We start from the raw sequence: 25474 nt of genomic DNA on the forward strand, positions 1-25474 counted from the left end.
AAACGCCAGCATGGCTGGCGTTTTGCGATTTCGCTATGGCGTTAGCCCAGCAGTGTGGCCCAACCTTCGACTACGTCGGAGCCCCACTTGGCTTTCCACTCTTTCAGGGTCTTGTGGTTGCCGCCTTTGGTTTCGATCACTTCGCCGCTGTGCGGGTTCTTGTACTGCTTGACCTTGCGCGCACGTTTGGTAGCGGCAGGCTTGGCAGCGCGAGCGCCCTTGCCGGTTTTGGCTTCAGGGTCGAGCAGAGCAATGATGTCGCGCAGCGACTTCTGATATTCGCCCATCAGGGTGCGCAGCTTGCCTTCGAATTCCAGCTCTTTCTTCAGCTTGTCGTCTTGCGACAGGTTCTTCAGGCGCTCTTGCAGTTCTTTGATGGCTTCTTCTGTAGCGCGGTATTCATTGATCAGCGACATGGGCATTACCTTGGCGTGAATAAGTCTGTGGTAGTCAACAGTGGCCTAATAATAGTCAGGCACTAATAACAAGTAAACAGCGGCCCATAAAATTGCTGCAGTGCTATGCAACCCTTTGTGTCCATCGGCAGTGAATTAAATCGGTTGTTGCAAACGCCCGGGAAGTTTTCACTGCTCTACAATAGTGCGTTATCTATGCGGCTCAACGCGCGCCCGAACGGCTTCGCCTACTGCAGTTTTACGCGTATGCCGCTAGAATGGTCGGCTTTATGCGTTGCCATTGGGACCTTAGTTATGCGCACGTTCAGATTGGTGATTTCCTGCCCCGACCGCGTCGGCATCGTTGCCAAAGTCAGTAATTTTCTCGCCACCTATAACGGTTGGATTACCGAAGCCAGTCATCACTCCGATACGCAGACCGGCTGGTTCTTCATGCGTCACGAAATTCGTGCGGACTCCCTGCCGTTCGATCTCGATGGTTTCAAGCAGGCGTTCTCTCCCATCGCGCGCGAATTCTCGATGGAGTGGCGCATTACCGATTCGGCGCAGAAGAAACGCGTGGTGCTGATGGCCAGTCGTGAATCGCACTGTCTCGCCGATCTGCTGCACCGCTGGCACAGCAATGAACTGGATTGCGAGATCCCCTGCGTGATCGCCAACCATGACGATCTGCGCAGCATGGTCGAATGGCATGGCATTCCCTACTTCCATGTGCCCGTCGACCCTGCGGACAAGGCTCCGGCCTTCGCCGAGGTGGAGCGTCTGGTCAAGGAGCATCGGGCCGATGTCATCGTTCTGGCGCGCTACATGCAGATCCTGCCGCCGGCGCTGTGCGCCGAGTTTGCCCAGCGTGTGATCAACATTCATCACAGCTTCCTGCCGTCCTTCGTCGGCGCCAAGCCCTACCACCAGGCCTCGCTGCGGGGCGTGAAACTGATCGGTGCAACATCTCATTACGTAACCGAAGAACTGGATGCTGGTCCGATCATCGAACAGGATGTAGTCCGCGTTACGCATCGCGACGATATCGAGGAAATGGTGCGCCTGGGCAAGGACGTGGAGAAGATGGTTCTGGCGCGTGGGCTACGCTATCACTTGGAAGACCGAGTGCTGGTACACGACAACAAGACGGTGGTGTTCGACTGATCTTGCTGCGTGGGCCGGCCCGATGTACGTCAGAGGAGAATGCCCATGCTCAAGTCCATCAAGGTGCGCGATTACATGACTCGCCATCTGGTGACGTTCCGATCGGATACCGATCTGTTCACTGCCATCAATCGGCTGCTGGAACACCGGATTTCCGGTGCTCCGGTGGTCGACTCCCAAGGCCACCTGATCGGCCTGCTGTCGGAGGGCGACTGCTTGCGTGGCATTCTCTCCGGCGCCTACTACGAGGCGGTCGGCGGCACCGTCAGTACCTATATGACCACCGCGGTGGAGACGGTCAGCCCGGAAGCGGACATCATCGAGCTGTCGGAACGTTTTCTGCGGGGCCGTCGCCGGCGCATGCCAGTGATCGAGAATGGTCGTCTGGTCGGGCAGATCAGCCGCCATGACGTGCTGCGCGCGGTCAAGGAATTCGCCCAGCACGAGCAGGGCGAGCTAAGTATCGGCTGAGGACCCCATCGATGAGCGATCCACTGGACAAGGCGACCTCAAAGGCACCACCGACGTTGGGCGAAGGTTGCGTGCGACGTTTCGACCCGGACGCTCTGAGCGACGAGGACGGTACCGAGTTCGCCGAGGCGGCTGAGTTGTGGCGACAGTTGCAGGAACGGCAGGAGACCAAGACCGAGGAGTGACGAACGAAAAGGGCGCTGTGGCGCCCTTCGTCATGTATAGAGGGGACTGCTCTACGCCGCATGAAGCGCTCGCGCTAGCGCGATCATTGAGGCGGCAGATTTCTGCACCGGTGATCTTGCGTCCGCGTGCCTCTGCATCCAGTCTTGTGTTCCACGGCTGCGCTTGAGGTCCTTTCGCGGCCGGTCACGGCAAACCTGCAGTCAAGCTTTCAGGGGATGGCAAGATGCCTTTGAGTTCGCAGTTCGTATTGGGTGCCGGCGGTGACGGCCACGCGGTAGGGCAGCCGCTACGTCTGGGCAATCGTCACGGCCTTGTTGCCGGCGCCACTGGCACTGGCAAGACGGTGACCCTGCAGCGCTTGATCGAGACCTTCAGTGATGCCGGGGTGGCGGTGTTCGCTGCCGATGTCAAAGGCGATCTGTGTGGCCTCGGTGCTGCCGGTGCGCCGCAGGGCAAGATTGCCGAACGTATCGCCAGCATGCCCTGGCTGAATCACCAACCGCAGGCCTATCCGGTGACGCTGTGGGACGTGCATGGACGCAGCGGGCACCCTTTGCGCACCACCCTCAGCGAGATGGGGCCGTTGTTGCTCGGCGCATTGCTCGAGTTGAGCGACAGTCAGCAGGCGGCGCTTTATGCGGCGTTCAAGGTGGCGGATCGGGAAGGTTTGCTCCTGCTCGATCTGAAGGACCTGAAGGCGCTGCTCGGCTACCTCAAGGACAACCCGCAGGTACTCGAGGATGACGCTGCGCTGTTCTCCAGCACCTCTGCACAAGCGTTGCTGCGCCGTCTGGCTGGTTTGGAGCAGCAGGGCGCCGAGGCGCTGTTCGGCGAGCCGGCGTTGCAACTCGAAGACCTGTTGCACCCTGACCGCGATGGCCGAGGACGAGTGCACCTGCTCGATGCCACGCGCCTGGTTCATGAAGCGCCCAAGGTGTACGCGACCTTTCTGTTGTGGCTGCTGGCCGAGCTGTTCGAGCAGTTGCCGGAGCGTGGCGATGCCGAAAAGCCGGTGCTGGCGCTGTTCTTCGATGAGGCTCACCTGCTTTTTCAGGGCACGCCGAAGGCCTTGCAGGAGCGCCTGGAGCAAGTGGTGCGGTTGATTCGCTCAAAGGGTGTCGGGGTGTATTTCGTCACCCAGTCGCCGGGCGATCTGCCGGACGATGTCCTGGCCCAGTTGGGGTTACGCATCCAGCATGGCCTGCGCGCCTTCACCGCCAAGGAGCAGAAGGCCCTGCGCGCCGTGGCCGATGGTTTTCGCCCGAACCCGGCGTTCAACACGCTGAGCGTGCTCACGGAGTTGGGAATTGGTGAAGCGCTGGTCGCAACCCTGGAGGAGAAGGGCACGCCGGCCATGGTCCAGCGTGTGGCCATCGCACCGCCGCAGTCGCGTATCGGTCCGCTCAGTGACTCCGAGCGTGCGTCTTTGGTGCGCCAGTCATCGCTGGCGGGGCGTTACGACAAGCCCATCGACCGCGAGTCGGCCTACGAGCTGCTCACTGCGCGGGCCGCCAAGGCGACCGCCGAGGCGCCTGCACAATCGAGCACCAGGGCCAAGGCTGGCGCCCCGGAGCAGGGGTTGGGGCAGATGGCTGGCGAGTTGCTTGGCGGGGCGATGAAAAGCGCCTTGCGTCAGGCGGCTAACCAGCTTGGCCGGCAACTGGTGCGAGGGTTGCTGGGTTCGTTGATGGGCAGCAAGAAGCGTTAGGGATGACATAGCCATGGGGCTGGGTGAGCCGACCAGGGGTTCTGGCAGGTTTCCCAGCCCTACGCATGCGTGTTCGAGTATGCGGTTTGGCTAGCTGGCGGCTTCGTCGGCAGCGTTCTGTTTTTCCTGGCGTTCTTTTTCGATCTTCTCGATTTCTTTATCGAAGGCCTGATCGAGCAGGCTGGGCTTCTTGCGCCAGGGTTTGCGGTCCGGGTCCGGTTGAGCGGCGTAGGTGATGACTTCTCCGCCGTATACATCCTTGTAACGCTGCGCCTGGCGCTCGAGTTCGGCGCGCAGTTCGTCTTTCGTCACGTGTTTTACCTGTATGTTGTGATCGACCCACAGGACACGTGAAACGCCTGGTCTCACTGCTACGGTCAGGGATCGATCGAGGGGCTTCGCTTTGCTAGGCAGGGAGACAGTGATGCAAAGTTTGCGCTTTGCATTGCCTCCTCTTTCTTCGCTACTTATCTATTTGTAACTTTTTTGCGAAAAAAGTTGCACGGTGCAACTCGCCGGTATTATCGCCAACGCCCGCTGAATGTCCAGTGATCAACCCGGCAGCACCTGATAATGCAAGCTGAAACTCAGCTGGCAACTTTGCCCGGGAGCCAGTAACTGCAGCCCAGGACGCTCCGGTAGATGATGCGCATTGACCGGATGGGTCACGGGCTCGAAACAAAAAAAGTTTTGCCCCTGCGGGCAGAACAATAGAAAGGTATTACTGCCCTGCGCTGTACAGACGAGTTGATAGCCGGCGTCCTGCTGAATGATGCGTGCGTAGCCCGGCCATTGGGTAAAGGCATTGTCGACCGGTTGCTGCGGCAAAGAGTTTGCCTCGTTGAAGTTCCAGGCCTGGGGCAATTCGACCCACTGACTGGAAAGTTTGTCTTCGCCACATAACCAGACGCCTCCGGCTTTTGCCTGTATTTGCGTGTGTGCATTGCGTGGCAGATAAGGATGCAGACCTAGACCATACCAGGTGGGTTGCTCGCCGAAATGGGTGGCTTGTAATGCCAGGCGCAGGCAGCCGTCCGTTAGTTGAATGTGCAGAGTGGCGCGGTAGGGAAACGGCCATTGGCTATCGAGCAGCAGGCCTGCGCTGTCGGATGTCACATCGACTACCCGCCAGGCCTGTTGCCAGGCGCTGCCGTGAATAGGCAAGGGGTCGTGATCGGTATTGACGCTCAGTGGCTGCCATCCGGCAGGTGTATCGAAGCCGCCACCACCGATGCGATTGGACCATGGCAGCAGTGGGTAGCAGGCCAGCCATCTGGGATTGGCGGTGGCTAGCGCCGTTTCGTCGGTGTGCCTCAGCAGCGCCCGCCCGTCGCTTAGGCGAACCCAGTTGACCAGACTTGCGCCCAGTTCCGGAGCGAGGGTCAATTGTGTCAGGCTGTCTCGCAGGGTCAGCAGAGTCGTTGGCATTGGCGCTCCTGGGGCGGTAAATGTCGGGAATTCATAGTGTCATCGTACAACTGCTGGGCTATCATTACGGCAAAGCCTCACGTCGAGAATTCGTCCACCATGGAAATGCAAAACGCTCAACCTCGTGCTCGTCGCAAGCACCGCAGCCTGGCTCAGGAGTTGGTGGCCGAGCTGTCGCAACGTATCCGCGATGGGCATATCAAGCGCGGTGAGAAGCTGCCGACGGAGTCGGCGATCATGGAGGAGCAGGGTGTCAGCCGTACCGTGGTGCGCGAGGCCCTGTCGCGATTGCAGGCGGCCGGCCTGGTGGAAACCCGTCACGGCATCGGCACCTTCGTGCTCGACACGCCCAGTGCCAGCGGTTTTCGCATCGACCCTGCGACCATCGTCACCTTGCGCGACGTGCTGGCCATTCTCGAGCTGCGCATCAGCCTCGAGGTGGAGTCTGCCGGGATGGCGGCTGCACGCCGCAGTGACGCGCAGCTCAAGACCATTCGCGAGGCACTGGATGCCATCAACGAAGGCGCGGCGCATGCCAGCGATGCGGTGTCCTCGGATTTTCATTTCCACCTGAGCATCGCCGAGGCTACCGGTAATCGCTATTTCACCGACATTCTCAGTCATCTGGGGACCAGCATCATTCCGCGCACCCGGGTCAACTCTGCGCGTCTGGCCCATGATGACCAGGCGCACTACATGGCGCGCCTCGGCCGTGAGCACGAGCAGATTTTCGAAGCCATCGCCCGTCAGGACGCCGAGGCGGCGAGGGCGGCCATGCGCTTGCACCTGACCAACAGTCGCGAGCGCCTGCGTCAGGCGCATGAAGCGGCCGAGGCCGAAGCGTTGCACGGCTGATGCCGGATGAGCACACTCGGCGGCCTTGGGCCGCCGAGTGCGTTTTGGGAGTAAGAAAAAGTGGCCGAGCATGAGCGTCTCAGTAGCCTTTTCGTGGCCTCCAGGCGCTGCTAGCGGCGATAGGCGAGGGCGACGATGCCTCCCACCACGATCAAGCCGCCCACCACCTGCAGAACCGCCAATACCTGGCCCAGAATCAGCCAGCCCAGGACCATTCCGGCCACAGGCTCCATATTCATCACCGGTGCGTTACGCGCGATGTTCAAGCGTGGCATGCAGATGAACAGCGTGGAAAAGGCGGCGCCATACAGCAGTACCAGGCAGGCGAGCGCGATCCAGCCGACATTGGCACTGGGCAGGCTCAGGCCACCCGGAATCAGGCCGCTGGCGCCGAGCAGGGTGGAAGCACTGAAGACCACCGCCAGGGTCAGCATGCTGCGTACCGAGCCGGCCAGGCTGGAGAGGCGATGCTCGGTGATCCACAGGGCGACGGCGAATACGGCTGCGGCGGTCAGGCTGAACAGAATTCCGGTGATCCATTGGCCATCCGGTGCAGCGCTGCTACTCAGGCGTCCCGGAACGTCGAGCACCAGTACCAAGCCGAACAGAATAATGCCCATGATCCCCAGTGCCTGGCGCGTCGGGGCCGGGCCACCAAGCGCCCAGGTGAGCAGTGCCAGGAGAATGGGTGAAAGGTTCACCACCAGCAACGCCAGCGCCACTGGAATCCGCGCTACGGCCGAGTAGATACAGAAGCTCTGAATGGCGATCAGCAGACCCAGAAGAATCTGCCAGCCCCAGGTGGCGCGCCCCAGTTTCAACGACTCGCGTCGCCACAGCACCAGTGCGGCCAGCACCAGGAGGGTCACGCCAGCGCGCGCGAGCATCGCCAGGAGCAGTCCGGTGTCGTGGTCGAAGGCGATCCTCGCGGCGATATGGTTGCCGGCAAAGGAGCAGGCCAGCGACGCGAGGATCAGTACGGCGATGTGACGGGGAAACGGGGTGGAACCTTGCATGACGGAAAATCCTGTCTTGTCATGGCCTGCAATCAGGCCCTAAAGCAAAACGCCGCCCGGTTGGGCGGCGTTTCGTGCAATGCCCGGATTGGCTTTCAGAGCACCACGCTCGGCAGCCACAGCGAGATGGCGGGAATGTAGGTGACCGCCATCAGCACGGCGAACAGCGCGACATAGAAGGGCAGCAGGGCCTTGACCGTGCTCTCGATGCTGACCTTACCGATCGCCGCGCCGACGAAGAGTACCGCACCGACCGGTGGCGTGATCAGACCGATACCGAGATTGACCAGCATGATCATGCCGAAATGCACCGGGTCGACGCCAAACGAGGTCACCACCGGCAGCAGGATAGGGGTGAGGATCAGGATCAGCGGTGCCATGTCCATCAGCGTGCCCAGCACCAGCAGCATGAAATTGACGCACATGAGGATCACGTAGCGGTTGTCCGACAGGGTCAGGAAGGCCGTGGTGATCTTCGACGGAATCTGCATCAGGGTCATGATGTAGCCGAAGCTGGCGGCGAAGGCGATCAGGATCATCACGATCGACAGGGTGCGCACCGTGCGGTGCAGCATCTTCGGCAGCTCGTTCCACTTGTAGTCGCGGTAGATGAACATGGTCACGAAGAAGGCCCAGACCACGGCCACGGCGGCCGACTCGGTGGCGGTGAACACGCCGCTGAGGATGCCGCCGAGGATGATCACCATGGTCATCAGGCCCCACAGCGCCTCGACGCAGATCTTCAGCGCCTGGCGCAGCGGGATCACTTCGCCCTTGGGGTAGTTGCGCTTCTTGGCGAACAACAGACAGAGCGTGGCCATGGTGGCACTGAGCAGCAGGCCCGGACCGATACCGGCGACGAACAGCGCGGCGATCGACACCGTACCGCCAGCTGCCAGCGAGTAGATTACCGAGTTGTGGCTCGGCGGGGTGAGCAGCGCCTGCACCGAGCCGGAGACGGTAACCGCAGTGGAAAACTCGCGCGGGTAGCCCTTCTTTTCCATCTCCGGAATCAGTACCGAACCTACCGAGGCGGTATCGGCCAGGGAGGAGCCGGAGATGGCGCCGAAGAAGGTCGAGGCGGTGATGTTGACCAGCGACAGGCCACCGCGGACGAAGCCCACCAGCACGCCGGCGAATGCTACCAGGCGCCGCGCCATGCCGCCTTCGGCCATGATCGCGCCGGCCAGGACGAAGAACGGAATGGCCAGCAGGGAGAATTTGTTCACGCCGCCGGCGATCTGGATCATCACCGCGTGCAGTGGAATGTCGATGTACCAGGCGCCGATAAGAGTCGCCAGGCCGAGGGCGTAGGCGACCGGGACGCGCAGCAGGATCAGGGCAATGAAGCTGCCCAGCAGAATGGCGGCATCCATTACACGGACTCCTTGGAATCTTCGCAGTTCTCGTAATCGACGACGCGACGCTTGTGCTGGTCGCCGTAGAGCAGTTGTTCGATGACGAACAGCAGGGTGATCAGGCCGCCCAGCGGAATCGGCGCGTAGCTGATACCGACGCGCATCCAGGTCAGGGTGCTGAGGTACTGGTTCCAGGTGGCGACGCACAGCTTGTAGCCCCAGATCAGCATGAACAGGCTGATGGCGCCCATGGCCAGGCGTACGAACAGGGTGAGAAAGGGTTGAGCCATATCCGGCAGGCGATCGCTCAGCACCTGCACGGCCATGTGTGCACCGGCGCGATAGCTGGCAGCGGCGCCGACGAAGGTGAACAGCACCATCAGCAGGATGGCTATGGGTTCGGGCCAGCCCAGGCCCTGGCCAAGTGCGTAACGGCTGAACACGCCCCAGGGGATGATCAGGGCCATGACCACGATCGCCAGGCCGGCGGTCGCGATGCAGGCGCGGTAGATGACGTCATTGACGCCCAGAACCAGGTTTTTCATGAGACTTCACCGGTTGCGCGGCGCTGGCGGGGGGCCGACGCCGCGCGCTTGCGCGTGGATTACTGAACGGCTTCGATGCGCTTGATCAGGTCGGCGAACTGCGCGCCGTACTTCTCACGGACCGGGGCGGTAGCGTCGTAGAAGGGCTTGGTGTCGACTTCAATGAACTCGACGCCTTCAGCCTTGAGCTTCTCGTCGCTGGCCTTTTCCTTGGCAACCCACAGGTCGCGCTCTTCCAGCTGGGCCTCTTTGGCCAGCTTCTTGACCAGCGCCTGTTGCTCCGGCGTCAGCTTGTTCCAGGTGGTCTTGGACATCAGCAGCGGCTCGGGAAGGATCAGGTGATGGGTCTGGGTGTAGTACTTGGCCGCACGGAAGTGGTTGTGCTCGAGCAGCGTCGGCGAGTTGTTCTCGGCGCCGTCGATCACGCCGCTTTGCAGGGCGCTGAAGATTTCACCGGTGTCCATGGCGATGCCGTTGGCACCCATGGCATTGAGGGTGTCGATGAACAGCGGGTTGCCGATCACGCGGATCTTCATGCCCTTGAGGTCTTCGATCTTGCGCACCGGCTTTTTGGTGTAGAGGCTGCGGCTGCCGGCTTCCATCCACGCCAGGCCGACCATGTTGAAGTCGGAGTCGGTGATGGCATCGAGAATTTCCTGGCCGATCTCACCATCGACCACCTTGCGCATGTGGTCGACATCGCGGAACACGAACGGCATGTTGAACACGTTGGTGGCTGGCACCACCGGGCCGACCGAACCGAGGCTGACGCGGGTCAGCTGAACGGCACCGATCTGGGTCTGTTCGATCACTTCCTTCTCCGAACCCAGGACGCCGCCGGCGAACATGCGCGACTTGATTTCACCGTTGGTGGCGGCTTCCAGTTTCTTGCCGAGGTTTTCCATGGCCACTACGGTCGGATAGCCGGCCGGGTGGATTTCGGCAATTTTCAGGGTCGTCTCGGCCTGTACCAAGGACGACAGACCGAGCGCTAAAGGAAGTGTGGCGAGAAGCAACTTGCTTTTGAGGTTCATGCGGAAAACTCCGTCTTGTTGTTGTTGGTGAACAGCAGTGCAGTCCGGTGCCGCGGACGGCCCGGGGTGAAACGGATCAGGGTTTGAAGGCAGGCTCCTCGATACCGCATACGCCAGCCTGCAGGGCGAATACGCCGCCGGCCAGTGGCTGGTCGGAGAGGTCGCCGCCGGGGCGGATCGAGGTGACGAACAAGGTGTCCAGATTCGCACCGCCGAAGGCGCACATGGCGGGCTTCTTCACCGGTACGGCGAGCGAACGGTCTAGGCGGCCGTCGGGGGTGAAGCGGTGCACCAAACCTGCGTCGTTGCCGCAGATCCAGTAGCAGCCGTCGACATCCATCGCTGCGCCGTCGGGACGCCCCGGATGCTGCGTCATGTCGATGAACAGACGACGGTTGTGCGGCGTGCCGCTATCGGTGTCGTAATCGAAGGCCCAGACGCTCTGTACGCTCGGGTGCGAATCGGAGAGGTACAGGGTGCGGCCGTCGGGGCTGAAGGCCAGGCCGTTGGGCACGATCAGGTCGTCGAGCACCTGTTGCAGCTGGCCATCGTAGCGATACAGCGCTCCGACGCGCGCGCCCTGGGCCATGTCCAGCAACATGGTGCCGGCCCAGAAGCGGCCCTGGCGGTCGCAGCGACCATCGTTGAAGCGCATTTGCGGTCGGGCGTGCTCGACCTGCGCCAGTCGCGTGGCCTGTACGCTGCCATCGTCCTGGGGCTGCAGATGAAAGATGCCGCTCTGCATACCGGCGAGCCAGCCGCCAGCCGGATGCATGGCGATGCAGGCGAGCATTTCCTCGGCCTGCCAGCTCTGCGTCTGGCCGGTGGCCGCTGACCAGCGAAACAGGCGCGCGGCGGGAATATCGGCCCAGTACAGGGCTTGTTCAGCTGTGTTCCAAACCGGGCTTTCGCCCGTGGCGTTGCGCGCATCGACAATCAGTTCGGCTGTCATGGCAGGGGCGCTCTAGTTGTTGTTATGGCTTGGACGTCGCGGCGCTGTTCAGTCGTCGCCGAACGGGCCGGCCGCCACGAAGGCGCCGCCCTGGTAGATACGTGCCGGGTCGTCAGCCGCGGGCATGGGCTGTGCCTCGACCTTGCTGCGGAACACCTCCGAGCTGTCCTTGGGGGTGAAGCCCAGATGCGCGGCCTTGCTGTTGTCCCACCACACCTCGCGGTTATCCGACATGCCATAGACCACGGTATGGCCGACCTCCGGGGTATACAGGCAGCGCTCGAGCAGGTGGGTGAGGTCGTTGTAGCTCAGCCAGGTGCTCATCATGCGGCGGTTGGCAGGCTCGGGAAACGAAGAGCCGATGCGGATGCTGACGGTTTCGATGCCGTAGCGATCGAAGTAGAAGCTGGCCATGTCTTCGCCATAGGACTTGGACAGCCCGTAGTAGCCGTCCGGGCGACGCAGGCTGTTGGCGTCGAGCTTTTCGTCCTGCTTGTAGAAGCCGATGACGTGGTTGGAACTGGCGAACACCACGCGCTTCACGCCATGGCGGCGGGCCGCTTCGTAGATGTGAAACACGCCGCAGATGTTGGCCCCGAGTATCTCTTCGAACGGGCGCTCTACCGAGACACCACCGAAGTGCAGGATGGCGTCGACGCCTTCGACCAGTTGATGCACCGCGGCCTTGTCCGCCAGGTCGCAGTACACCACCTCTTCATGGGGGCCTGCGGCAGGAGCCATCTCGCCGATGTCCGAGAGCCGCAGAATGTTGGCATAGGGGCGCAGGCGTTCGCGCAATACCTTACCCAGTCCGCCGGCGGCGCCGGTCAGCAGCAGGCGATTGAAGGGGCGCAGTTCGCTGGAGATCGTGGTCATGGCGGGCCTGGACTCTTTTTGTTTGTTGTTATTGATTGTCATACGTTGTCGTATGACATTGATCGATTATCAGCACCAGTCTGAGCGCTGTCAACGTGCTGCGGGGCGCTACGCGGTTAGCTGATGCACCTTCTGCGCGCCTCTCTGCAAGCGTCACCGGCTTCTCAACGACCGGCGGAATCTCAGATTTAAAGGCGCTGCTACCGTAATCCCTGGCTTTGCCACCGGGGCGGGTGCCAAATGCGCTGATGCGCTCGGGCAGATATCGCCGTGCTACTCAAGTCGGAATATTGGACTAAAGTTGTATGACAACCTATCTCGCTTGAGTGAAGCGCCCCGCGCTACGAGGAGATCGAGTGATTGGAGATGTGACATGGGCAGGAAACCTGCTGGCATCCGCAGCAGCACGGCACCGACGCTGATCGATGTCGCCAGGGTGGCGGGGGTATCGCCGATTACCGTATCGCGAGCCCTTGGCCGGCCCGAGGTGGTTACCGATGCGACCCGCAAACGCGTGCTGGAAGCCGTGCGGGCGACTGGCTATGTACCCAACATCGCCGCCGGCTCTCTGGCATCCAGCCGCAGTCGGTTGGTGGCGATCTTCCTGCCGACCATCGCCAACTCGATTTTCGCCGACACCGTGCAGGCGCTGACCGACCGCCTGGCTGCCGCGGGCTATCAGACCCTGCTGGGCCTGACCGGCTACCGCCCCGAGCAGGAGGAGGCCCTGCTCGAAGCGGTGCTGGGCCGGCGCCCGGACGGCATCGTGCTGACCGGTACCGAGCACACCCAGGCCAGTCGCGAGCGCCTGGCGCGGGTCGGCATCCCGCTGGTCGAAGCCTGGGACCTGTGCGAGCACCCGCTGGACATGCTGGTCGGCTTCTCGCACGAGGCCGTCGGCCAGGCGGTGGCGCGCTATCTGCTCGGCAAGGGCTACCGTCGGGTGTCGGCGGTGGGTATCGATGATCCACGTGGCCTGCGCCGTTATCGCAGCCTGGTCGCGGCGCTGCAGGGGCAGGTTGTTGCGCCGGTGGCAGCGCAGATTCTGCCGGCGCCGGCGACGCTCGCGGTCGGCCGCGAGGGGCTGGCGCGCCTGCTGCAGGAGGGCGCTGCCGGGGAGGTGGTGGTGTGCAGTTCCGATACGGTGGCGCAAGGGGTGATGGCCGAAGCGCTGAGCCGTGGCCTGCGCGTCCCCGAGGATCTGGCGGTGATGGGCTTCGGCGATCTTTCCAGCGCGGCGCATACCCATCCGCCGCTGTCTACCGTGCGGGTGGACGGGCCGCGTATCGGCTGCGCCATTGCCGAAGCGCTGCTGGCGCGTATTGCCGAGCCAGCGGCTGCGCGTCAGCCGCTGCGAATGGATGTGGGCTTCGAGCTGATCGAGCGCGGCAGCGCCTGAGCCCGGCTCAGGCCAGGCGCAGGTGGTTGTCCCACAGGCCGGCCGGTAGCTGCAGGGCGTTGGTGACGATGCGCGCGCCGCGGCAATCGTACAGGCGGCAACGGCCCTGGCCGGAAGTGACGACGAAGCCATCGGCCACCGCGCCGACGCCTGCGCAGTCAGGCAGCGGCACGTCGAGGCGCACTTCGGCGCTGTCCAGATCCCAGATGAAGAAGCGATTGCCCCGCGGTGCGGTCAGCGCCAACAGGCGCAGCTCGTCGTGGATGGCCACGCTGGCAGTGTACTGGTTCATCGCCGCGCGCTGCGTCTCGCCGAGGGCGAAGGGCTGGTACGGCTGACCGGGGCGTTTGATCGCCAGCAGCGGTACGGCATCGTGCATATCGCCCATGTACTGCTGGCCGCTGACCACGGTGCCGTCGCGGGCCACGGCCAGGTGGCGGATGCTGTTGCGCTGGTCGGCCAGATACTCCTGGCTGACCAGGCTGCCGTCGCGGCGCATCAGCACCAGGCTGGCCTGCATGGCATCGAGGTTCATGTCGACGCGGCTTTCCGCTTCGGTACGGATACCGCCGTTGGCTACCACCAGGGTTTCGCCATCGGGCATCCACAGCAGTTGATGCGGGCCGACGCCGTGCGTGCCGTGTTCGCCGTCGCGTTGCAGTCGTTCACCTTCCAGGCGATAGACGCCGAGCACGCCGCGACCTGGTTCGGTGGTGTCGTTCTCGGTGGCGTACAGCCACTCGCCGCCCTGGTGGAACACCGCATGGCCGTTGAAGTGGCGCCCGGCTGGCGAGGCGAGCGTTTGCAGCAGGCGACCGTCGCGGGTGTCGATCAGGTAGCTTTCGGTGCTCGGGCGACGGCCGACGAACAGCGCCAGCGGCAGGGCCGGGTGCGGCACCACATCGTGGCAGCGTTCGTTCACCGCGGTGGCGAAGGCACTCTGGCCGTCCAGGCGATAACCGACCGCGTAGTGCTTGCCGTCGGCATCGTCACGGGCCGACAGCAGCAGCGGTTGCCCCGAGGGGCCGAACAGCGTCCAGCCGCCGAAGGCGCCCGCAGCCGCCAGGCTGGCAGCTGCCGCACCGAGGCCGAGGAAGGTTCTGCGGTGCATGCGTCAGTCCCCGTCGTGGGCGTTGAAGCCGATCTGTACGCCGAGCGCCTTGGCCAGCTCGCTTTCCTGCAGGCGATGCAGACGGTTGAGGCTGTCGTACAGCTCGTTCAGCTGCTTGCGGCCGTCTTCGCTGGCCAGCAGTTCGGTCAGCGGCAGATCGAAGGCGGCCAGGCGCTGACGGGTGTCGAGGTAGGCGGCGTCGATGCGCTGCGCCAGCTCGGCCTGGTCGCTGCCCAGCAGCGATTGCAGGCCATCCTTGTTGTTGCCGTGCCAGAGCAGTTCGGCGCTGGCCAATGCCGAGCCGAGGTTGGCCAGGCTGGCGCTGCTGCGCCAGGATTCGGCCTGGTAGGGCTGGGCGATGCCCTTGGTCTGGCGGCCGAGCGGCGCGCCGAGCTTCTTCTTCAGACCGTCGATGCCGCTGACCTGAACGCGCAGCAGTTCCGCCACCGCTTCCTTGGAGTCTGCGTAGCGCTCGTTGGGGAACTGCTTGAGCTGCGCGGCCATGCCGCTCTTGTCAGCCTGCCATTGCGCCACGATATCGGCGGCCAGGGCCTGCTGATGCTGACCGATGGCCTGCAGCAAGGGGCAGTAACGGGCTTTCTGCTCTTCCTGGGTCAGGTCGATATCGGCGTCGAACAGCACGTACTCGGAGGCGGTCAGGCCTTGCACCACGACACTGGCGCTGGCCAGGTCGGCCTGGGTCAGCTGTGGCTTGCTCTTGAGCAGCGCCTCGACCTGACGCTGCACCAGGTTCTTCTTGTCCGGCCAGAACTGTACCTGCCAGGCGCGGTTGCCCTCGGCCAGCGGGCCGAGCATCAGCGGTTGCAGCGCCGACCAGGCGCTCATGGCACCGAGAAAGGCCTGGCGCGCGGCGGGCAGATCGGCGCTGCCGGCACAGAAGGCCGCGGCACGTTCGGCCAGTTGGCGATCGGCTTCCTGCCAGCTGGTATAAGCCGGCAGCAACACGCCGTCGGTGAGGGCGCCGGTGACCTTGGCGGTCTGATCCTGCTGGCCGCAGCCGACCAGGGCCAGGCCGAGCAGGGAGGCGATCAGGCTCTTGTGCAACATCTCGGGCTCCTTAAAGGGAATTGAGGAAAGCGAGCAGCGCGGCTCGCTCATCGGCATCGAATTTCAGCACCTGCTGCTTGGCCGTTTCGGCCTCGCCGCCGTGCCAGAGTATGGCTTCCAGCAGGTTGCGGGCGCGACCGTCGTGCAGGAACTGGGTGTGGCCGTTGACCGCCTGGGTCAGGCCGATGCCCCACAGCGGTGGCGTACGCCACTCACGGCCGCTGGCGAGGAACTCCTCACGGCCATCGGCCAGGCCTTCGCCCATGTCGTGCAGGAGCAGGTCGGTGTAGGGGCGAATCAACTGATTGGCCAGCTCCGGCTCGGCGGCATCGGCCGAGGTGGTGAAGCTGGGCGTGTGGCACTTCTGGCAGCCGGCCTGGTGGAACAGGCTCTTGCCCTTGAGTACTTGCGGGGCGTCGACGTTGCGCCGCGCCGGCACGCCGAGGTTGCGGCTGTAGAACAGCACGCTGGCGAGGATGTTGTCGCTGACCTCCGGTTCGCCGCCATGGGGCGCAGCCAGGCAGTCGGCCTGCGCAGCGGTGCAGTTGTCGTGCGGGATCAAGCTGGTGGTCAGGCCCATGTCATTGGCGAACGCGTCGGCATTCTGCTGGTTGAGGTTGGGCTGGCCGGCCTTCCAGCCGAAACGGCCGAGTACGCTGCGTTGCTGCTGGCGATCCCAGACGATGTTGGGGCGCCCGGAAATGCCGTCACCATCGGCGTCATCCGGATCGGCAGCGGCGAGGATGTCTTGTTCGGCAATGGCTTCGAGCAGGCCGAGGCCGATCATCGGCGGGGCGATACGGGTGGAGAACAGGGTGTTCGGGTGCATGTCGCCATAACCGAGCTGGGTGATTTCCAGCTGCGGTTTGCGCAGCTCCACCCGCGTGCCGTCAGCAAAATGCACCGGCACGCTGCTGTAGTTCACCCGTACCTTGCCTTCCGGGGCCACGCCGGGATTGGCCATGTCCTGCAGCTGGGTGCCATAGGTGGGCTCGGCGACCACGCCCTGGCGTTGCAGCAACTCGGCCTGCTCGGCTGAGGCCGGGATGGACAGGCGCACCAGCATGGAGGCTGCGCTGAGGGCACCCGGCTCGGGGGGATGGCCGCGGCCATCCTTGAGGTGGCAGTTCTGGCAGGCGTTGGTATTGAACAGCGGGCCCAGACCGTCGCGCGCGGTGGTGGAGGCAGGCGCAGGCACCCAGGGGTTGCGGAAGAAGCTGTTGCCGACCGAGAAGTCCAGACGCCGGCTCGGCGCCAGGTTGGCGGCGGGCTGGGAGAAGGCGTTGTGATCGAACTTGCGTACCGTGGCGGCGCCGGCAGAAAGCGCTTCGCCGGGTTCTGCCGCCGTGAAGTTCGGTTGCTGCTCGCAGGCGATCAGGGTCAGTGCCAGAAAGGGGAGCAGGCAGCGCTGGAGCGGCGACATCGACGGACTATCCGGGCAGGCAGGAAACGGGGCGGCAAGATTATCAGGCTAACGGAATTTAAATAAGATCAATTAGCGTTATCCGGGCGTGGCCAGAGGTCGCGGGTCACTGCGCATCTGCCCGCGTGACGCAGTTGCCAGGCATGTCAGGCGCTGGGCCTGATTGCCTGTAGTTGGGCGCGAACGGAATGTACGAGGTATCGGCAGGCCCGTCACTGGCGCGGCAGGTCGAGCAGCGCCAGCAGCCCGCCGCCTTCGCGGGGTTGCAGGATAAGGCTGCCGCCATGGGCGCTGGCGATCTGCCGGGCGATGCTCAGGCCGAGGCCGTAGCCGGCAGTACCCTGGCCGCGCGCTTCGTCCTCGCGGTAGAAGGGTTCCATGACGCGTTCCAGCAGCGCCTCGTCGATGCCCGGCCCACGGTCGGCAATGCCGATGCGCAGGCGCTCGGCACTGTCCTCGAGCTGGATTTCGATGAGTCCGCCGGCATGCCGCACGGCATTTTCCAGCAGGTTCTGCAGGCAGCGGTGCAGGCCGCTGGCGTGGGCTACCAGCGGGCGGGCGCTGCCATGGATCGCCACCTCGGCACCCAGATCATGAAAGTCTGCCTGCAGGCCCTGCAGCAGGGCATCGATATCCACCTGCTCGCGGGCGTCTTCCAGCTCGCCGCTGCGCAGAAAGTCCAGGCTGGCCGAGACCATCTCTTCCATGCGCTGCAGGTCGTCGCGAAAGCGCTGGCGGGTAGCTTCGTCGGCGAGCAGCTCGGCGCGCAGGCGCAGGCGGGTGATCGGCGTGCGCAAGTCGTGGGAGACGGCAGCGAAGAAGCGCGTGCGCTCGGCGATGCTGTCGATCAGGCGGCGCTGCATGGCATTGAAAGCCTGCGCGGCCTGGCGCACCTCGCGCGGGCCCTCGACCGGCAGCGCAGGGCGATGGATGTCCCGGCCGAGGGCTTCGGCTGCGCCGGTCATGCGTTGCAGCGGGCGCATCACCAGGCGTACGGCGAGCAGGGCAATCAGCACCACCACGATGATGCGCAGCAGATAGATGCGCGTCAGGTAGTCGAGCAGCAGCGACAGCGGCGGGGTGTTCGTCCAGCCCTGTTCTTCGGTGACTTGCAGGTAAAGCTGCGGGCCGCTGGGCAGTTGCAGCTCCACCACAAAGCGGCCGCTGGCCGGGCCCGTGCCGAACAGTACCGGCAGGCTGGCCGGGTGGCCGTGCTGATCGAGCACCTCGAGGCTCAGCAGGCGCAGTTGGGGAGCGGCGCCGGTACGTTGTTCGACCACTTCGCGCAGCAGGGTTTCGCGATTGCGGTCGGCCTTGTCCAGTGCCGGCGTACCGGGCGGGCGTTCGAGCAGGCGAAAGTCATCGGCCTGCAGAGCCCGAATCAGCGCCATGGCCTGCTGCGGATCGTGCCGGTCGAGCAGGATCAGATCGGCCAGACGCGTCGCCAGCAGGCGCGTGGGAATCTCCAGCACCTGGCCATGGCGTACTTCGTACCAGATGCTGCTGGTCAGCACCTGCGCAGCGAGCAGGCCGGTCACCAGAATCAGCACCAGGCGACCGGACAGCGAATCGGGCCAGAAGCGCTTCACCCTTGCTCCACCTGTTCGACGGTCAGGGCATAGCCCTCGTTGCGCACGGTGCGAATCAGCCTGGGGGCTCGCGGATCATCTTCCAGATGCTGGCGCAGGCGGCTGATGCACACGTCGATGCTGCGGTCGAAGGGCGCGCGTTCCTTGTCGAAGACATGCCCGAGCAGGAAGTCGCGGCTCAGTGGACGGTTGGGGTGTTGCAGCAGCAGGCGCAGCACGCGGTAGTCGGAGTTACCCAGGCTGATTACCAGGCCGGCGGGCGAGCGCAACTGCCGCGTGGCGGTGTCCAGGCGCCAGCCGGCGAAGCGCAGGGTGGTGGCTTCGTCGAGGCGGGCACGGTCCGGGAAGCTCGGCGTGCGGCGCAGCACCACCTTGATCCGTGCCAGCAGTTCGCGTGGGTCGAAAGGCTTGGGCAGGTAGTCGTCGGCGCCCATCTCCAGGCCGACGATGCGATCGACCAGGGTGCCGCGCGCGGTGAGCATGATCACCGGAATGTTGCTGCGCACGCGCAGCTCCCGGCACAGGGTCAGGCCGTCCTCGCCCGGCAACATCAGGTCGAGCACCACCAGGTCGATCAGCTGCTCCTCCAGGCGCTTGCGCATCTCCACACCCTGGCTGGCCACGCAGGTCTGGTAGCCGGCATCGCTGAGGTAGGTGGAAAGCAACTGACGAATCTCGGGGTCGTCGTCGACGATGAGGATGTGATCCGGTCGGGACATGGGTATCACCTGTGAGCGGGACGAGCACCTTACACCGGTGCAGCCGGGCAAATGTAATGGAATGTTTTGGCGCGCACTTTCACGCGGGCTCCGATACATCTCGACAGCCAGGGGCGAGGGGCTCAATCGATAGAATTCTTCGAATACAAATGCGACTGATTGTATTTAAGGAATTTCGATGTCCCAAGTGCTTCCCGCAGTCCCCACGAGCCTGTCGAAAACCCTGGCACCGGCATTCGGGCTGATGCTCGGTGCCTGCACGCTGCCGGCACTGGCCGATGGCAACGCGATCGATCTGCCGGCCACTCAGGTGACTGGCAAGGATGTGCCCTTCAAGGCAGACAAGGCCTCGTCGGCGAAAATCGCCGTACCGCTGCTCGATGCCCCACAAAGCGTCAACCTGGTGCCGCGCGAGGTGCTCGACGAGCAGAACGCGCAGACCCTGCAGGACGTGCTGCGCAACGTGCCGGGCATCACTTTCATGTCTGGCGAGGGCAACCTGGGCTGGGGCGACCTGTTCTCCATCCGCGGTTTCTCCTCGGAGCAGAGCCTGACGGTCGATGGCGTGCGTGATTCCGGCATGTCCAGCCGCACCGACACCTTCAACCTGGAGCAGGCCGAGGTCTACAAGGGCACCGGCTCGGTGGAGTCCGGCGTCTCGGCCATCGGCGGCAGCGTCAACCTGGTCAGCAAGCGCGCCCACCTGGGCGATGACGGCAAGCTGTCGGCCGGCATCGGCAGCGACAACTACAAACGTCTGACTGCCGACATCAATCGCGAGATCAACGACACCAGCGCGGTGCGCATCAACCTGATGAAGCACGGCAACGCGGTGGCCGAGCGCGACGAGGTGGACTACGATCGCTGGGGCCTGGCCACGTCCTTCGGCTTTGGCCTGGGCACTGAAACTCGCCTGTGGCTCGATGCTTTCTACCAGAAGGACAAGAACACCCCGGACGGCGGTGTACCCATCCAGCGCGGTACCGACGGCAAGCGCATGCCCGGCGTGTCACGCAATGCCTGGTACGGCGACTCCAGCCTGTACACCCAGCAGACCGAGACACGTTCGCTGACCGGCCTGTTCGAGCACGATTTCGACGACAGCACCACGCTGCGCAATCAGCTGCGCTGGCAGCAGACCGACAACTGGGCGGTACTGTCGCCGGCGCGCTTCGTCGCCGCCAACGCCGACGGCAGTCGCACTTGCACCGGCACGCGTTGCGCCAGCCTCGGCTATGTAGGCGTCGGCCCGGTCAGCTCGGTCAATGGCGTCAATGCCTACACCGACTACGCCAACAGCAGCGATACCCGCTACGGCTACCTGCGCGGCAGCGATTTCGGCCTGTCCAAGCGCTACTCGATCATCGATAACCAGACCGACCTGAGCTTCGACTTCGCCACTGGCGGCATCGGCCACCAGGCGGTCACCGGCATCGAGCTGTACAAGGAAACCTACGCCGGCCTGCACAAGAGCATGAAGGTGCCTGACGGCGAGATGTTCTTCGACATGACCGATCCGGCCCATCACTTCGCCTCCACCTACGAGCGCAAGGGCTACGGCGACCCGGCCACCGAGGTGAAGAACGCCGGCCTGTACGTCTCCGACACCCTGACCTTCAGCCCCCAATGGCAGCTGCTGCTGTCGCTGCGCTACGACCGCTGGAAGGTCAGCACCGAGAACGGCGGCAACGAAAGCAGCCGCCGCGACGACACCTTCGGCGGTCGCGCCGGGCTGGTGTTCAAGCCGGCGCACAATGGCAGCATCTACCTGTCCTACAGCCAGTCGGCGCAGCCTTCGGCCATTGGCGCCACCACCAACAACCAGGTCTACGGCGCAGCCAGCACGGCAAACTACGAGCCGGCCAAGGCCAGCACCTACGAGCTGGGCACCAAGTGGGAACTGCTCGACGAGCGCCTGGGCCTGACCGCCGCGATCTTCCGCACCGAACTGGACAACAGCTGGGAATACAGCGAAGGCGAGGCCTCGCCAGTGCGTGCGCTGCCGGCCAAACGCGTCGATGGCATCGAGCTGGGCCTGCAGGGCGAGCTGAGCTCGAAGTGGAGCGCCTACGCTGGCTTCGCGGCGATGAAGAGCCGCCAGACCAAGGGTGCCAACAAGGGCGAGGAGGCCAAGAACGTGCCCGACCTGACCGCCAACCTGTGGACCACCTACGACCTCACCGACGACCTGAGTCTGAGCTACGGCGCCAACTATGTCGGCCGTCGTCGCTACAGCGACAACAAATATGTGGGCGGTCTGAACAACAACAGCAGCTATGCCGATGGCCCGTCCGGGGTGGCCGCCATCTACACCCGTGATCGCGAAAAGGCACAGGGCTACTGGCTGCACAGCGTCGCGGCGCGCTACCAGCTCGACTCCAACACCACGCTCAACCTTAACGTCGACAATCTGTTCAACAAGTTCTACTACAGCCGCATCGGCGCCTCGCTCGATGGCTTCCAGCTGTACGGCGTGCCGGGCGCGGGGCGTACCGTCACCGCCAGCGTGGATTACAGCTTCTGATGCTGGTCGAGATCGAAGCGCTGCTCAGCGCCACGGAGCTGGACGAGGTGCGCAGGCAACTGCTGGCGCAACCCTGGGTCGACGGCAAGGTCACCGCCGGCGTGCAGTCTGCGCAGGTCAAGGCCAATCGCCAGTTGGACGAGGACAATCCGCTGGCCCGCCAGCTGGGCGAGCTGATCCTGCGGCGCCTGTCGGACAACGCGCTGTTCATGTCTGCCGCTCTGCCCAAGCGCATCTACCCGCCGCTGTTCAATCGCTATGGCGCTGGCGAGGCGTTTGGCTTCCATTTCGACAACGCCATCCGCGGCATCAAGGGCGTGCGTGAGCGCGTGCGCACCGACCTGTCGGCGACTCTGTTTCTGGCCGATCCGGCCAGCTACGACGGCGGCGAACTGGTGATCCGCGACACCTTCGGCGAGCAGCGCGTCAAGCTGCCGGCCGGGCACCTGGTGCTCTATCCCGGCAGCAGCCTGCATCGCGTCGAGGCGGTCACCCGTGGCGAGCGCCTGGCCTCGTTCTTCTGGATCGAGAGCCTGGTGCGTGAGGACAGCCAGCGGCAAATGCTGCTGGACATGGACGTGGCTATCCAGCGCCTGACTGCCCAGGGCGCCGACGACCAATCACTGCTGGAACTCACCGGCGTCTATCACAACCTGCTCCGTCGCTGGAGCGACACCTGAATCCATTCGAGGTCATTGCCGTGAATATCTCCCCGCTGCGGCGCGTGCTCGCGCTGCCCCTGTTGTTGCTGGCCCTGGCCGGCTCCGCCCATGCCGTGGAGGTTACCGATGTGCTCGGGCGCAAGGTCGAAGTACCGGCCGAGCCGAAGCGCGTGGTGCTGGGCGAAGGGCGCTTGTTCTTCGCCCTGGCGCTGCTCGACCGAGAGGCGCCGTTCCAGCGCGTGGTCGGCTGGCAGAACGACATGCGCCTGCTCGACCCGCACACCTACGAGGTGTATGCCGAGCAGTACCCGGCCATCGCCCAGATTCCGCTGATCGGCCAGGCCTCGGAGCAGAGCGTCAGCGCCGAACAGATCCTCGCCCTCAAGCCGGATCTGGCAGTGTTCAGCATTGCCGGTGAAGGCCCGACCCAGCACAGCCCGGTCGCCGATCTGCTGGACGCAGCGGGCATACCGGTGCTGTTCATCGATTTTCGCGTGCACCCGATCAAGAACACCCGCGTCAGCCTCGAAGCGCTGGGCAAACTGCTCGGCCGCGAGCGCGAGGCGCAGGAATACCTGAGCTTCTATGAGCGCCACCTGGCGCGCGTCACCGAGGCGGTGGCCGACCTGCCGGATGCGCAGCGGCCCAAGGTGTTTCTCGAACTGCTGGCCGGTGTCTGGCAGGCGCCGGGTCACACCACCGGCAAGAGCGGCCTGGGCGGCGTGGTCGAAGCAGTCGGTGGGCGCAATATCGCCGCCGGCGTGGTGCCGGGTGCGATCGGTGACGTCAGCGTGGAATACGTGTTGACCGCCGACCCGGACGTCTACATCGCCACCGGCAACCGTAACCCGGGCGTGCTGCTCGGTGCCGGCGTGGACGAGAAGACTGCGCGCGACAGCCTGGCGAAGATCACCGCACGCCCCGAATTCGCGCCGCTGCGGCCGATACGCGATGGCCAGGCCCATGGCCTGTGGCACGACTTCTACAACTCGCCGTTCAACATCCTGGCCATCGAAAGCATGGCACGCTGGATCCATCCCGAGCGTTTCGCCGACCTGGACCCAACGGCGACCCAGGCTGAAATCAACCGCTTCCTTGCCGTTGGCCTGGATGGCCACTACTGGATCGATGCAACGCCGTGAATGCCTATCTGCAAAGTGCCGGTGCGCCCGCCCTGGAGGCGGCCGCGCTGAGCTACCGGCGTCTGCTGTGGCGCCGTACCCTGCTGGTGGTGTTGCTCGCCGGCCTGCTGCTGCTCAGCGTGCTGGCCGACCTGGCCAGCGGCGCCTCGGGCATGGGCCTGGGGCAGTTGCTGGCCGGCATTCTCGATCCCGGCGCCCTGAGCGCCACCGAACGGGTGATCATCTGGAACGTGCGCCTGCCTTATGCGCTGATGGCAGTGCTGGTCGGTGCGGCGCTGTCACTGGCCGGAGCGGAAATGCAGGCGATCCTCGACAACCCGCTGGCCAGTCCCTTCACCCTTGGCGTGTCCTCGGCTGCGGCGCTTGGCGCCTCGCTGGCCATCGCCTATCCGCTGGCCATCGACTGGCTGGCGCCGAGTGGCCAGGTGACGGTGGCAGCGTTCGTCTTCGCCTGCCTGTCGGTGCTGCTGTTGCAGGCCATGTCGCGCCTGCGTGGTGCGGGTGTGGAGAGCCTGGTGCTGTTCGGTATCGCTCTGGTGTTCAGCTGTAATGCGCTGGTGTCGCTGCTGCAACTGCTGGCCACCGAGGACGTGCTGCAGCAACTGGTGTTCTGGACGCTGGGCAGCCTGGCACGGGCCAATTGGGAAAAGCTCGGCATCCTCGCCGTGGTGCTCGTCGTGCTGCTGCCGTTCTCCTTGCGCGCGGCGCCGGGCATGACCCTGCTGCGCATGGGCGAGGATCGTGCGCGCAGCTTCGGCGTCGACGTGCGCCGCCTGCGTTATGGCTCGCTGCTGCGCATCAGTCTGCTGGCGGCCACGGCCGTGGCCTTCGTCGGCACCATCGGCTTCGTTGGTCTGGTCGGCCCGCACATGGCGCGCCTGCTGGTGGGCGAGGATCAGCGCTTCCTGCTGCCGGCCAGCGCACTGGTCGGCGCCTTGCTGCTGTCGCTGTCGTCCATCGCCAGCAAGCTGATCCTGCCGGGGGTGATCGTACCGGTGGGCATCGTCACCGCGCTGGTCGGCGTGCCGGTGTTCGTCGTGCTGGTGTTCCGCCGCGGGAGGCGCCTATGACCCTCAGGGCGGAAAACATCTCGGTGGCCTACGGGCGCCGGCAGATTCTCCACGGCCTGTCGCTACCCGAGCTGCAACCGGGCAGCCTGGTGGCGCTGGTCGGCCCCAACGGGGCCGGCAAATCCACCCTGCTGCGGGCACTGGCCGGTCTGGAGGACATGCAAGGTAGCCTGACCCTCGGCGGCCAGAATCTGACCCGCATCGGCGGCGGCGAACGTGCCCGCACCCTGGCCTACATGCCGCAGCAACTGCCGCCGGGCATTGCCCTCGGCGTGCTGGAAAGCGTGCTGGCGGCGCTGCGCGTCGGCGGTGACGGCGAGGTGCTGGCGCGTGCCTTCGATGCCCTGGCGCGTATCGGCATCGAGGAACTGGCCGAGCATTCGCTCGATGGTCTTTCCGGTGGGCAGCGGCAACTGGTCTCGCTGGCGCAGCTGATTGCGCGGCGGCCGCAGGTGCTGTTGCTCGACGAGCCGACCAGCGCGCTCGATCTGCACTACCAGCTGCGCGTGATGGATTGCGTGCGCGACCTGGTGCGCGAGCACCAATTGCTGGCGGTGGCGGTGCTGCACGACATCAACCTGGCGGCCAGCTGCGCCGATCAACTGGTGGTGATGCGCGCCGGCCGTATTCACGCCAGCGGTACGCCCGATGAGGTGCTCACCCCGCAACTGCTCGCCGAGGTCTACGGCGTCGAGGCGCGTGTCGAACGTTGCTCGCGCGGACGGCTGCAGGTGCTGGTGGATCGGGCTCTGATGTCCGATCGTCGGGGTTGACAG

The 25474-nt window shown here is 64.4% G+C and carries 25 protein-coding genes; 11 read left to right on the forward strand and 14 right to left on the reverse strand.

Annotated features, from left to right (window positions below; translation table 11 throughout):
• Positions 1 to 41: 41 nt before the first annotated feature.
• Entirely contained in the window at positions 42 to 416 is a 375-nt protein-coding gene (gene mvaT, locus GYB81_RS15210; RefSeq protein WP_161865188.1) for a histone-like nucleoid-structuring protein MvaT, read from the reverse strand.
• A gap of 294 nt (positions 417 to 710) precedes the next feature.
• Between mvaT and purU the strand changes: the two genes are divergently transcribed.
• The 4 genes from purU (at position 711) to GYB81_RS15225 (ending at position 3927) form a co-directional block, all read left to right on the forward strand.
• Positions 711 to 1562 (forward strand): formyltetrahydrofolate deformylase, encoded by an 852-nt coding sequence (gene purU, locus GYB81_RS15215; protein ID WP_024309164.1) that lies wholly within the window; start codon positions 711 to 713, stop codon positions 1560 to 1562.
• 45 nt (positions 1563 to 1607) lie between these two features.
• The gene (locus GYB81_RS15220; protein WP_161865187.1) at positions 1608 to 2033 is read left to right on the forward strand and encodes a CBS domain-containing protein; all 426 of its coding nucleotides are present in this window, start codon (positions 1608 to 1610) and stop codon (positions 2031 to 2033) included.
• A gap of 11 nt (positions 2034 to 2044) precedes the next feature.
• Entirely contained in the window at positions 2045 to 2218 is a 174-nt protein-coding gene (locus tag GYB81_RS24480) for a hypothetical protein (protein ID WP_178101796.1), read from the forward strand.
• 224 nt (positions 2219 to 2442) lie between these two features.
• On the forward strand, positions 2443 to 3927 hold the full coding sequence (locus GYB81_RS15225; protein ID WP_161865186.1) for a helicase HerA-like domain-containing protein: 1485 nt from the start codon (positions 2443 to 2445) through the stop codon (positions 3925 to 3927).
• 90 nt (positions 3928 to 4017) lie between these two features.
• Here the strand turns inward: GYB81_RS15225 and GYB81_RS15230 are convergent, their stop codons facing one another.
• A complete protein-coding gene (locus GYB81_RS15230; RefSeq protein WP_161865185.1) occupies positions 4018 to 4239 on the reverse strand; it encodes a hypothetical protein in 222 nt (73 codons plus the stop codon).
• Positions 4240 to 4479: 240 nt separating this feature from the next.
• Positions 4480 to 5355, reverse strand: a complete 876-nt coding sequence (locus GYB81_RS15235; protein WP_161865184.1) for an aldose 1-epimerase — start codon at positions 5353 to 5355, stop codon at positions 4480 to 4482.
• Between the two features lie 99 nt (positions 5356 to 5454).
• Here GYB81_RS15235 and GYB81_RS15240 point away from each other — a divergent pair, with 99 nt between their 5' ends.
• Positions 5455 to 6210: a FadR/GntR family transcriptional regulator gene (locus tag GYB81_RS15240; RefSeq protein WP_161865183.1), complete on the forward strand. Its 756-nt coding sequence runs from the start codon at positions 5455 to 5457 to the stop codon at positions 6208 to 6210.
• A gap of 110 nt (positions 6211 to 6320) precedes the next feature.
• On the opposite strand, the gene GYB81_RS15245 is transcribed toward GYB81_RS15240, so the two are convergent.
• From GYB81_RS15245 to GYB81_RS15270, 6 genes are all read right to left on the reverse strand, one after another.
• On the reverse strand, positions 6321 to 7226 hold the full coding sequence (locus tag GYB81_RS15245; protein ID WP_161865182.1) for an EamA family transporter: 906 nt from the start codon (positions 7224 to 7226) through the stop codon (positions 6321 to 6323).
• A gap of 95 nt (positions 7227 to 7321) precedes the next feature.
• Complete coding sequence (locus tag GYB81_RS15250; protein ID WP_161865181.1) at positions 7322 to 8602, reverse strand: TRAP transporter large permease; 1281 nt, start codon at positions 8600 to 8602, stop codon at positions 7322 to 7324.
• Positions 8602 to 9129, reverse strand: a complete 528-nt coding sequence (locus GYB81_RS15255; RefSeq protein ID WP_161865180.1) for a TRAP transporter small permease — start codon at positions 9127 to 9129, stop codon at positions 8602 to 8604. Before GYB81_RS15255 ends, GYB81_RS15250 begins: the two co-directional genes overlap by 1 nt.
• A 59-nt stretch (positions 9130 to 9188) precedes the next feature.
• Positions 9189 to 10163 (reverse strand): TRAP transporter substrate-binding protein, encoded by a 975-nt coding sequence (locus GYB81_RS15260; protein WP_161865179.1) that lies wholly within the window; start codon positions 10161 to 10163, stop codon positions 9189 to 9191.
• 76 nt (positions 10164 to 10239) lie between these two features.
• A complete protein-coding gene (locus GYB81_RS15265; protein ID WP_161865178.1) occupies positions 10240 to 11115 on the reverse strand; it encodes a glucurono-1,5-lactonase in 876 nt (291 codons plus the stop codon).
• A 48-nt stretch (positions 11116 to 11163) separates the two neighbouring features.
• The gene (locus GYB81_RS15270; protein ID WP_161865177.1) at positions 11164 to 11991 is read right to left on the reverse strand and encodes an NAD-dependent epimerase/dehydratase family protein; all 828 of its coding nucleotides are present in this window, start codon (positions 11989 to 11991) and stop codon (positions 11164 to 11166) included.
• Positions 11992 to 12364: 373 nt separating this feature from the next.
• Here GYB81_RS15270 and GYB81_RS15275 point away from each other — a divergent pair, with 373 nt between their 5' ends.
• Positions 12365 to 13390 carry a LacI family DNA-binding transcriptional regulator gene (locus tag GYB81_RS15275; protein WP_161865176.1) on the forward strand — a complete coding sequence of 342 codons (1026 nt, stop codon included), beginning with the start codon at positions 12365 to 12367 and terminating at the stop codon, positions 13388 to 13390.
• Between the two features lie 7 nt (positions 13391 to 13397).
• Here GYB81_RS15275 and GYB81_RS15280 read toward each other — a convergent pair whose 3' ends face one another.
• The 5 genes from GYB81_RS15280 to GYB81_RS15300 all read right to left on the reverse strand — a co-directional run bounded on the left by GYB81_RS15280 (position 13398) and on the right by GYB81_RS15300 (position 19300).
• Positions 13398 to 14501 (reverse strand): DUF1513 domain-containing protein, encoded by a 1104-nt coding sequence (locus tag GYB81_RS15280; RefSeq protein WP_161865175.1) that lies wholly within the window; start codon positions 14499 to 14501, stop codon positions 13398 to 13400.
• A gap of 3 nt (positions 14502 to 14504) precedes the next feature.
• Positions 14505 to 15569, reverse strand: coding sequence for an imelysin family protein (locus GYB81_RS15285; RefSeq protein ID WP_161865174.1), 1065 nt, complete (start codon positions 15567 to 15569; stop codon positions 14505 to 14507).
• 10 nt (positions 15570 to 15579) lie between these two features.
• Entirely contained in the window at positions 15580 to 16992 is a 1413-nt protein-coding gene (locus GYB81_RS15290; protein WP_161865173.1) for a di-heme oxidoreductase family protein, read from the reverse strand.
• 212 nt (positions 16993 to 17204) lie between these two features.
• Positions 17205 to 18581 carry an ATP-binding protein gene (locus GYB81_RS15295; protein ID WP_161865172.1) on the reverse strand — a complete coding sequence of 459 codons (1377 nt, stop codon included), beginning with the start codon at positions 18579 to 18581 and terminating at the stop codon, positions 17205 to 17207.
• The gene (locus tag GYB81_RS15300) at positions 18578 to 19300 is read right to left on the reverse strand and encodes a response regulator (protein ID WP_161897884.1); all 723 of its coding nucleotides are present in this window, start codon (positions 19298 to 19300) and stop codon (positions 18578 to 18580) included. The genes GYB81_RS15295 and GYB81_RS15300 overlap by 4 nt, the downstream gene beginning before the upstream one ends.
• A 178-nt stretch (positions 19301 to 19478) precedes the next feature.
• On the opposite strand from GYB81_RS15300, the gene GYB81_RS15305 reads away from it, so the two are divergent.
• Genes GYB81_RS15305 through GYB81_RS15325 form a run of 5 tightly spaced genes read left to right on the forward strand, consistent with a single transcriptional unit; the run spans position 19479 to position 25471 of the window.
• Positions 19479 to 21824, forward strand: coding sequence for a TonB-dependent receptor (locus GYB81_RS15305; protein ID WP_161865170.1), 2346 nt, complete (start codon positions 19479 to 19481; stop codon positions 21822 to 21824).
• The gene (locus GYB81_RS15310; protein ID WP_161865169.1) at positions 21824 to 22504 is read left to right on the forward strand and encodes a Fe2+-dependent dioxygenase; all 681 of its coding nucleotides are present in this window, start codon (positions 21824 to 21826) and stop codon (positions 22502 to 22504) included. The genes GYB81_RS15305 and GYB81_RS15310 overlap by 1 nt, the downstream gene beginning before the upstream one ends.
• 20 nt (positions 22505 to 22524) lie before the next feature.
• Complete coding sequence (locus GYB81_RS15315; protein ID WP_161865168.1) at positions 22525 to 23628, forward strand: ABC transporter substrate-binding protein; 1104 nt, start codon at positions 22525 to 22527, stop codon at positions 23626 to 23628.
• Entirely contained in the window at positions 23625 to 24698 is a 1074-nt protein-coding gene (locus GYB81_RS15320) for a FecCD family ABC transporter permease (protein WP_161865167.1), read from the forward strand. Before GYB81_RS15315 ends, GYB81_RS15320 begins: the two co-directional genes overlap by 4 nt.
• The gene (locus tag GYB81_RS15325) at positions 24695 to 25471 is read left to right on the forward strand and encodes an ABC transporter ATP-binding protein (protein ID WP_161865166.1); all 777 of its coding nucleotides are present in this window, start codon (positions 24695 to 24697) and stop codon (positions 25469 to 25471) included. Before GYB81_RS15320 ends, GYB81_RS15325 begins: the two co-directional genes overlap by 4 nt.
• Positions 25472 to 25474: the final 3 nt, after the last annotated feature.

Origin of the sequence: Pseudomonas yangonensis, from assembly GCF_009932725.1 — a bacterium.
Lineage (GTDB): Bacteria > Pseudomonadota > Gammaproteobacteria > Pseudomonadales > Pseudomonadaceae > Aquipseudomonas > Aquipseudomonas yangonensis.

Bases quoted from the DNA above. Each gene is read 5' to 3' on its own strand.
- GYB81_RS15275 (WP_161865176.1), top strand. From the start codon at position 12,365: ATGGGCAGGAAACCTGCTGGCATCCGCAGCAGCACGGCACCGACGCTG.
- GYB81_RS15220 (WP_161865187.1), top strand. From the start codon at position 1,608: ATGCTCAAGTCCATCAAGGTGCGCGATTACATGACTCGCCATCTGGTG.
- GYB81_RS15265 (WP_161865178.1), bottom strand. From the start codon at position 11,115: ATGACAGCCGAACTGATTGTCGATGCGCGCAACGCCACGGGCGAAAGC.
- GYB81_RS15260 (WP_161865179.1), bottom strand. From the start codon at position 10,163: ATGAACCTCAAAAGCAAGTTGCTTCTCGCCACACTTCCTTTAGCGCTC.
- GYB81_RS15270 (WP_161865177.1), bottom strand. From the start codon at position 11,991: ATGACCACGATCTCCAGCGAACTGCGCCCCTTCAATCGCCTGCTGCTG.
- GYB81_RS15245 (WP_161865182.1), bottom strand. From the start codon at position 7,226: ATGCAAGGTTCCACCCCGTTTCCCCGTCACATCGCCGTACTGATCCTC.
- GYB81_RS15240 (WP_161865183.1), top strand. From the start codon at position 5,455: ATGGAAATGCAAAACGCTCAACCTCGTGCTCGTCGCAAGCACCGCAGC.
- GYB81_RS15285 (WP_161865174.1), bottom strand. From the start codon at position 15,569: ATGTTGCACAAGAGCCTGATCGCCTCCCTGCTCGGCCTGGCCCTGGTC.
- GYB81_RS15255 (WP_161865180.1), bottom strand. From the start codon at position 9,129: ATGAAAAACCTGGTTCTGGGCGTCAATGACGTCATCTACCGCGCCTGC.
- GYB81_RS15250 (WP_161865181.1), bottom strand. From the start codon at position 8,602: ATGGATGCCGCCATTCTGCTGGGCAGCTTCATTGCCCTGATCCTGCTG.
- GYB81_RS15280 (WP_161865175.1), bottom strand. From the start codon at position 14,501: ATGCACCGCAGAACCTTCCTCGGCCTCGGTGCGGCAGCTGCCAGCCTG.
- GYB81_RS15325 (WP_161865166.1), top strand. From the start codon at position 24,695: ATGACCCTCAGGGCGGAAAACATCTCGGTGGCCTACGGGCGCCGGCAG.
- GYB81_RS15290 (WP_161865173.1), bottom strand. From the start codon at position 16,992: ATGTCGCCGCTCCAGCGCTGCCTGCTCCCCTTTCTGGCACTGACCCTG.
- GYB81_RS15235 (WP_161865184.1), bottom strand. From the start codon at position 5,355: ATGCCAACGACTCTGCTGACCCTGCGAGACAGCCTGACACAATTGACC.
- GYB81_RS15310 (WP_161865169.1), top strand. From the start codon at position 21,824: ATGCTGGTCGAGATCGAAGCGCTGCTCAGCGCCACGGAGCTGGACGAG.
- mvaT (WP_161865188.1), bottom strand. From the start codon at position 416: ATGTCGCTGATCAATGAATACCGCGCTACAGAAGAAGCCATCAAAGAA.
- GYB81_RS15225 (WP_161865186.1), top strand. From the start codon at position 2,443: ATGCCTTTGAGTTCGCAGTTCGTATTGGGTGCCGGCGGTGACGGCCAC.
- GYB81_RS15305 (WP_161865170.1), top strand. From the start codon at position 19,479: ATGTCCCAAGTGCTTCCCGCAGTCCCCACGAGCCTGTCGAAAACCCTG.
- purU (WP_024309164.1), top strand. From the start codon at position 711: ATGCGCACGTTCAGATTGGTGATTTCCTGCCCCGACCGCGTCGGCATC.
- GYB81_RS15300 (WP_161897884.1), bottom strand. From the start codon at position 19,300: ATGTCCCGACCGGATCACATCCTCATCGTCGACGACGACCCCGAGATT.
- GYB81_RS24480 (WP_178101796.1), top strand. From the start codon at position 2,045: ATGAGCGATCCACTGGACAAGGCGACCTCAAAGGCACCACCGACGTTG.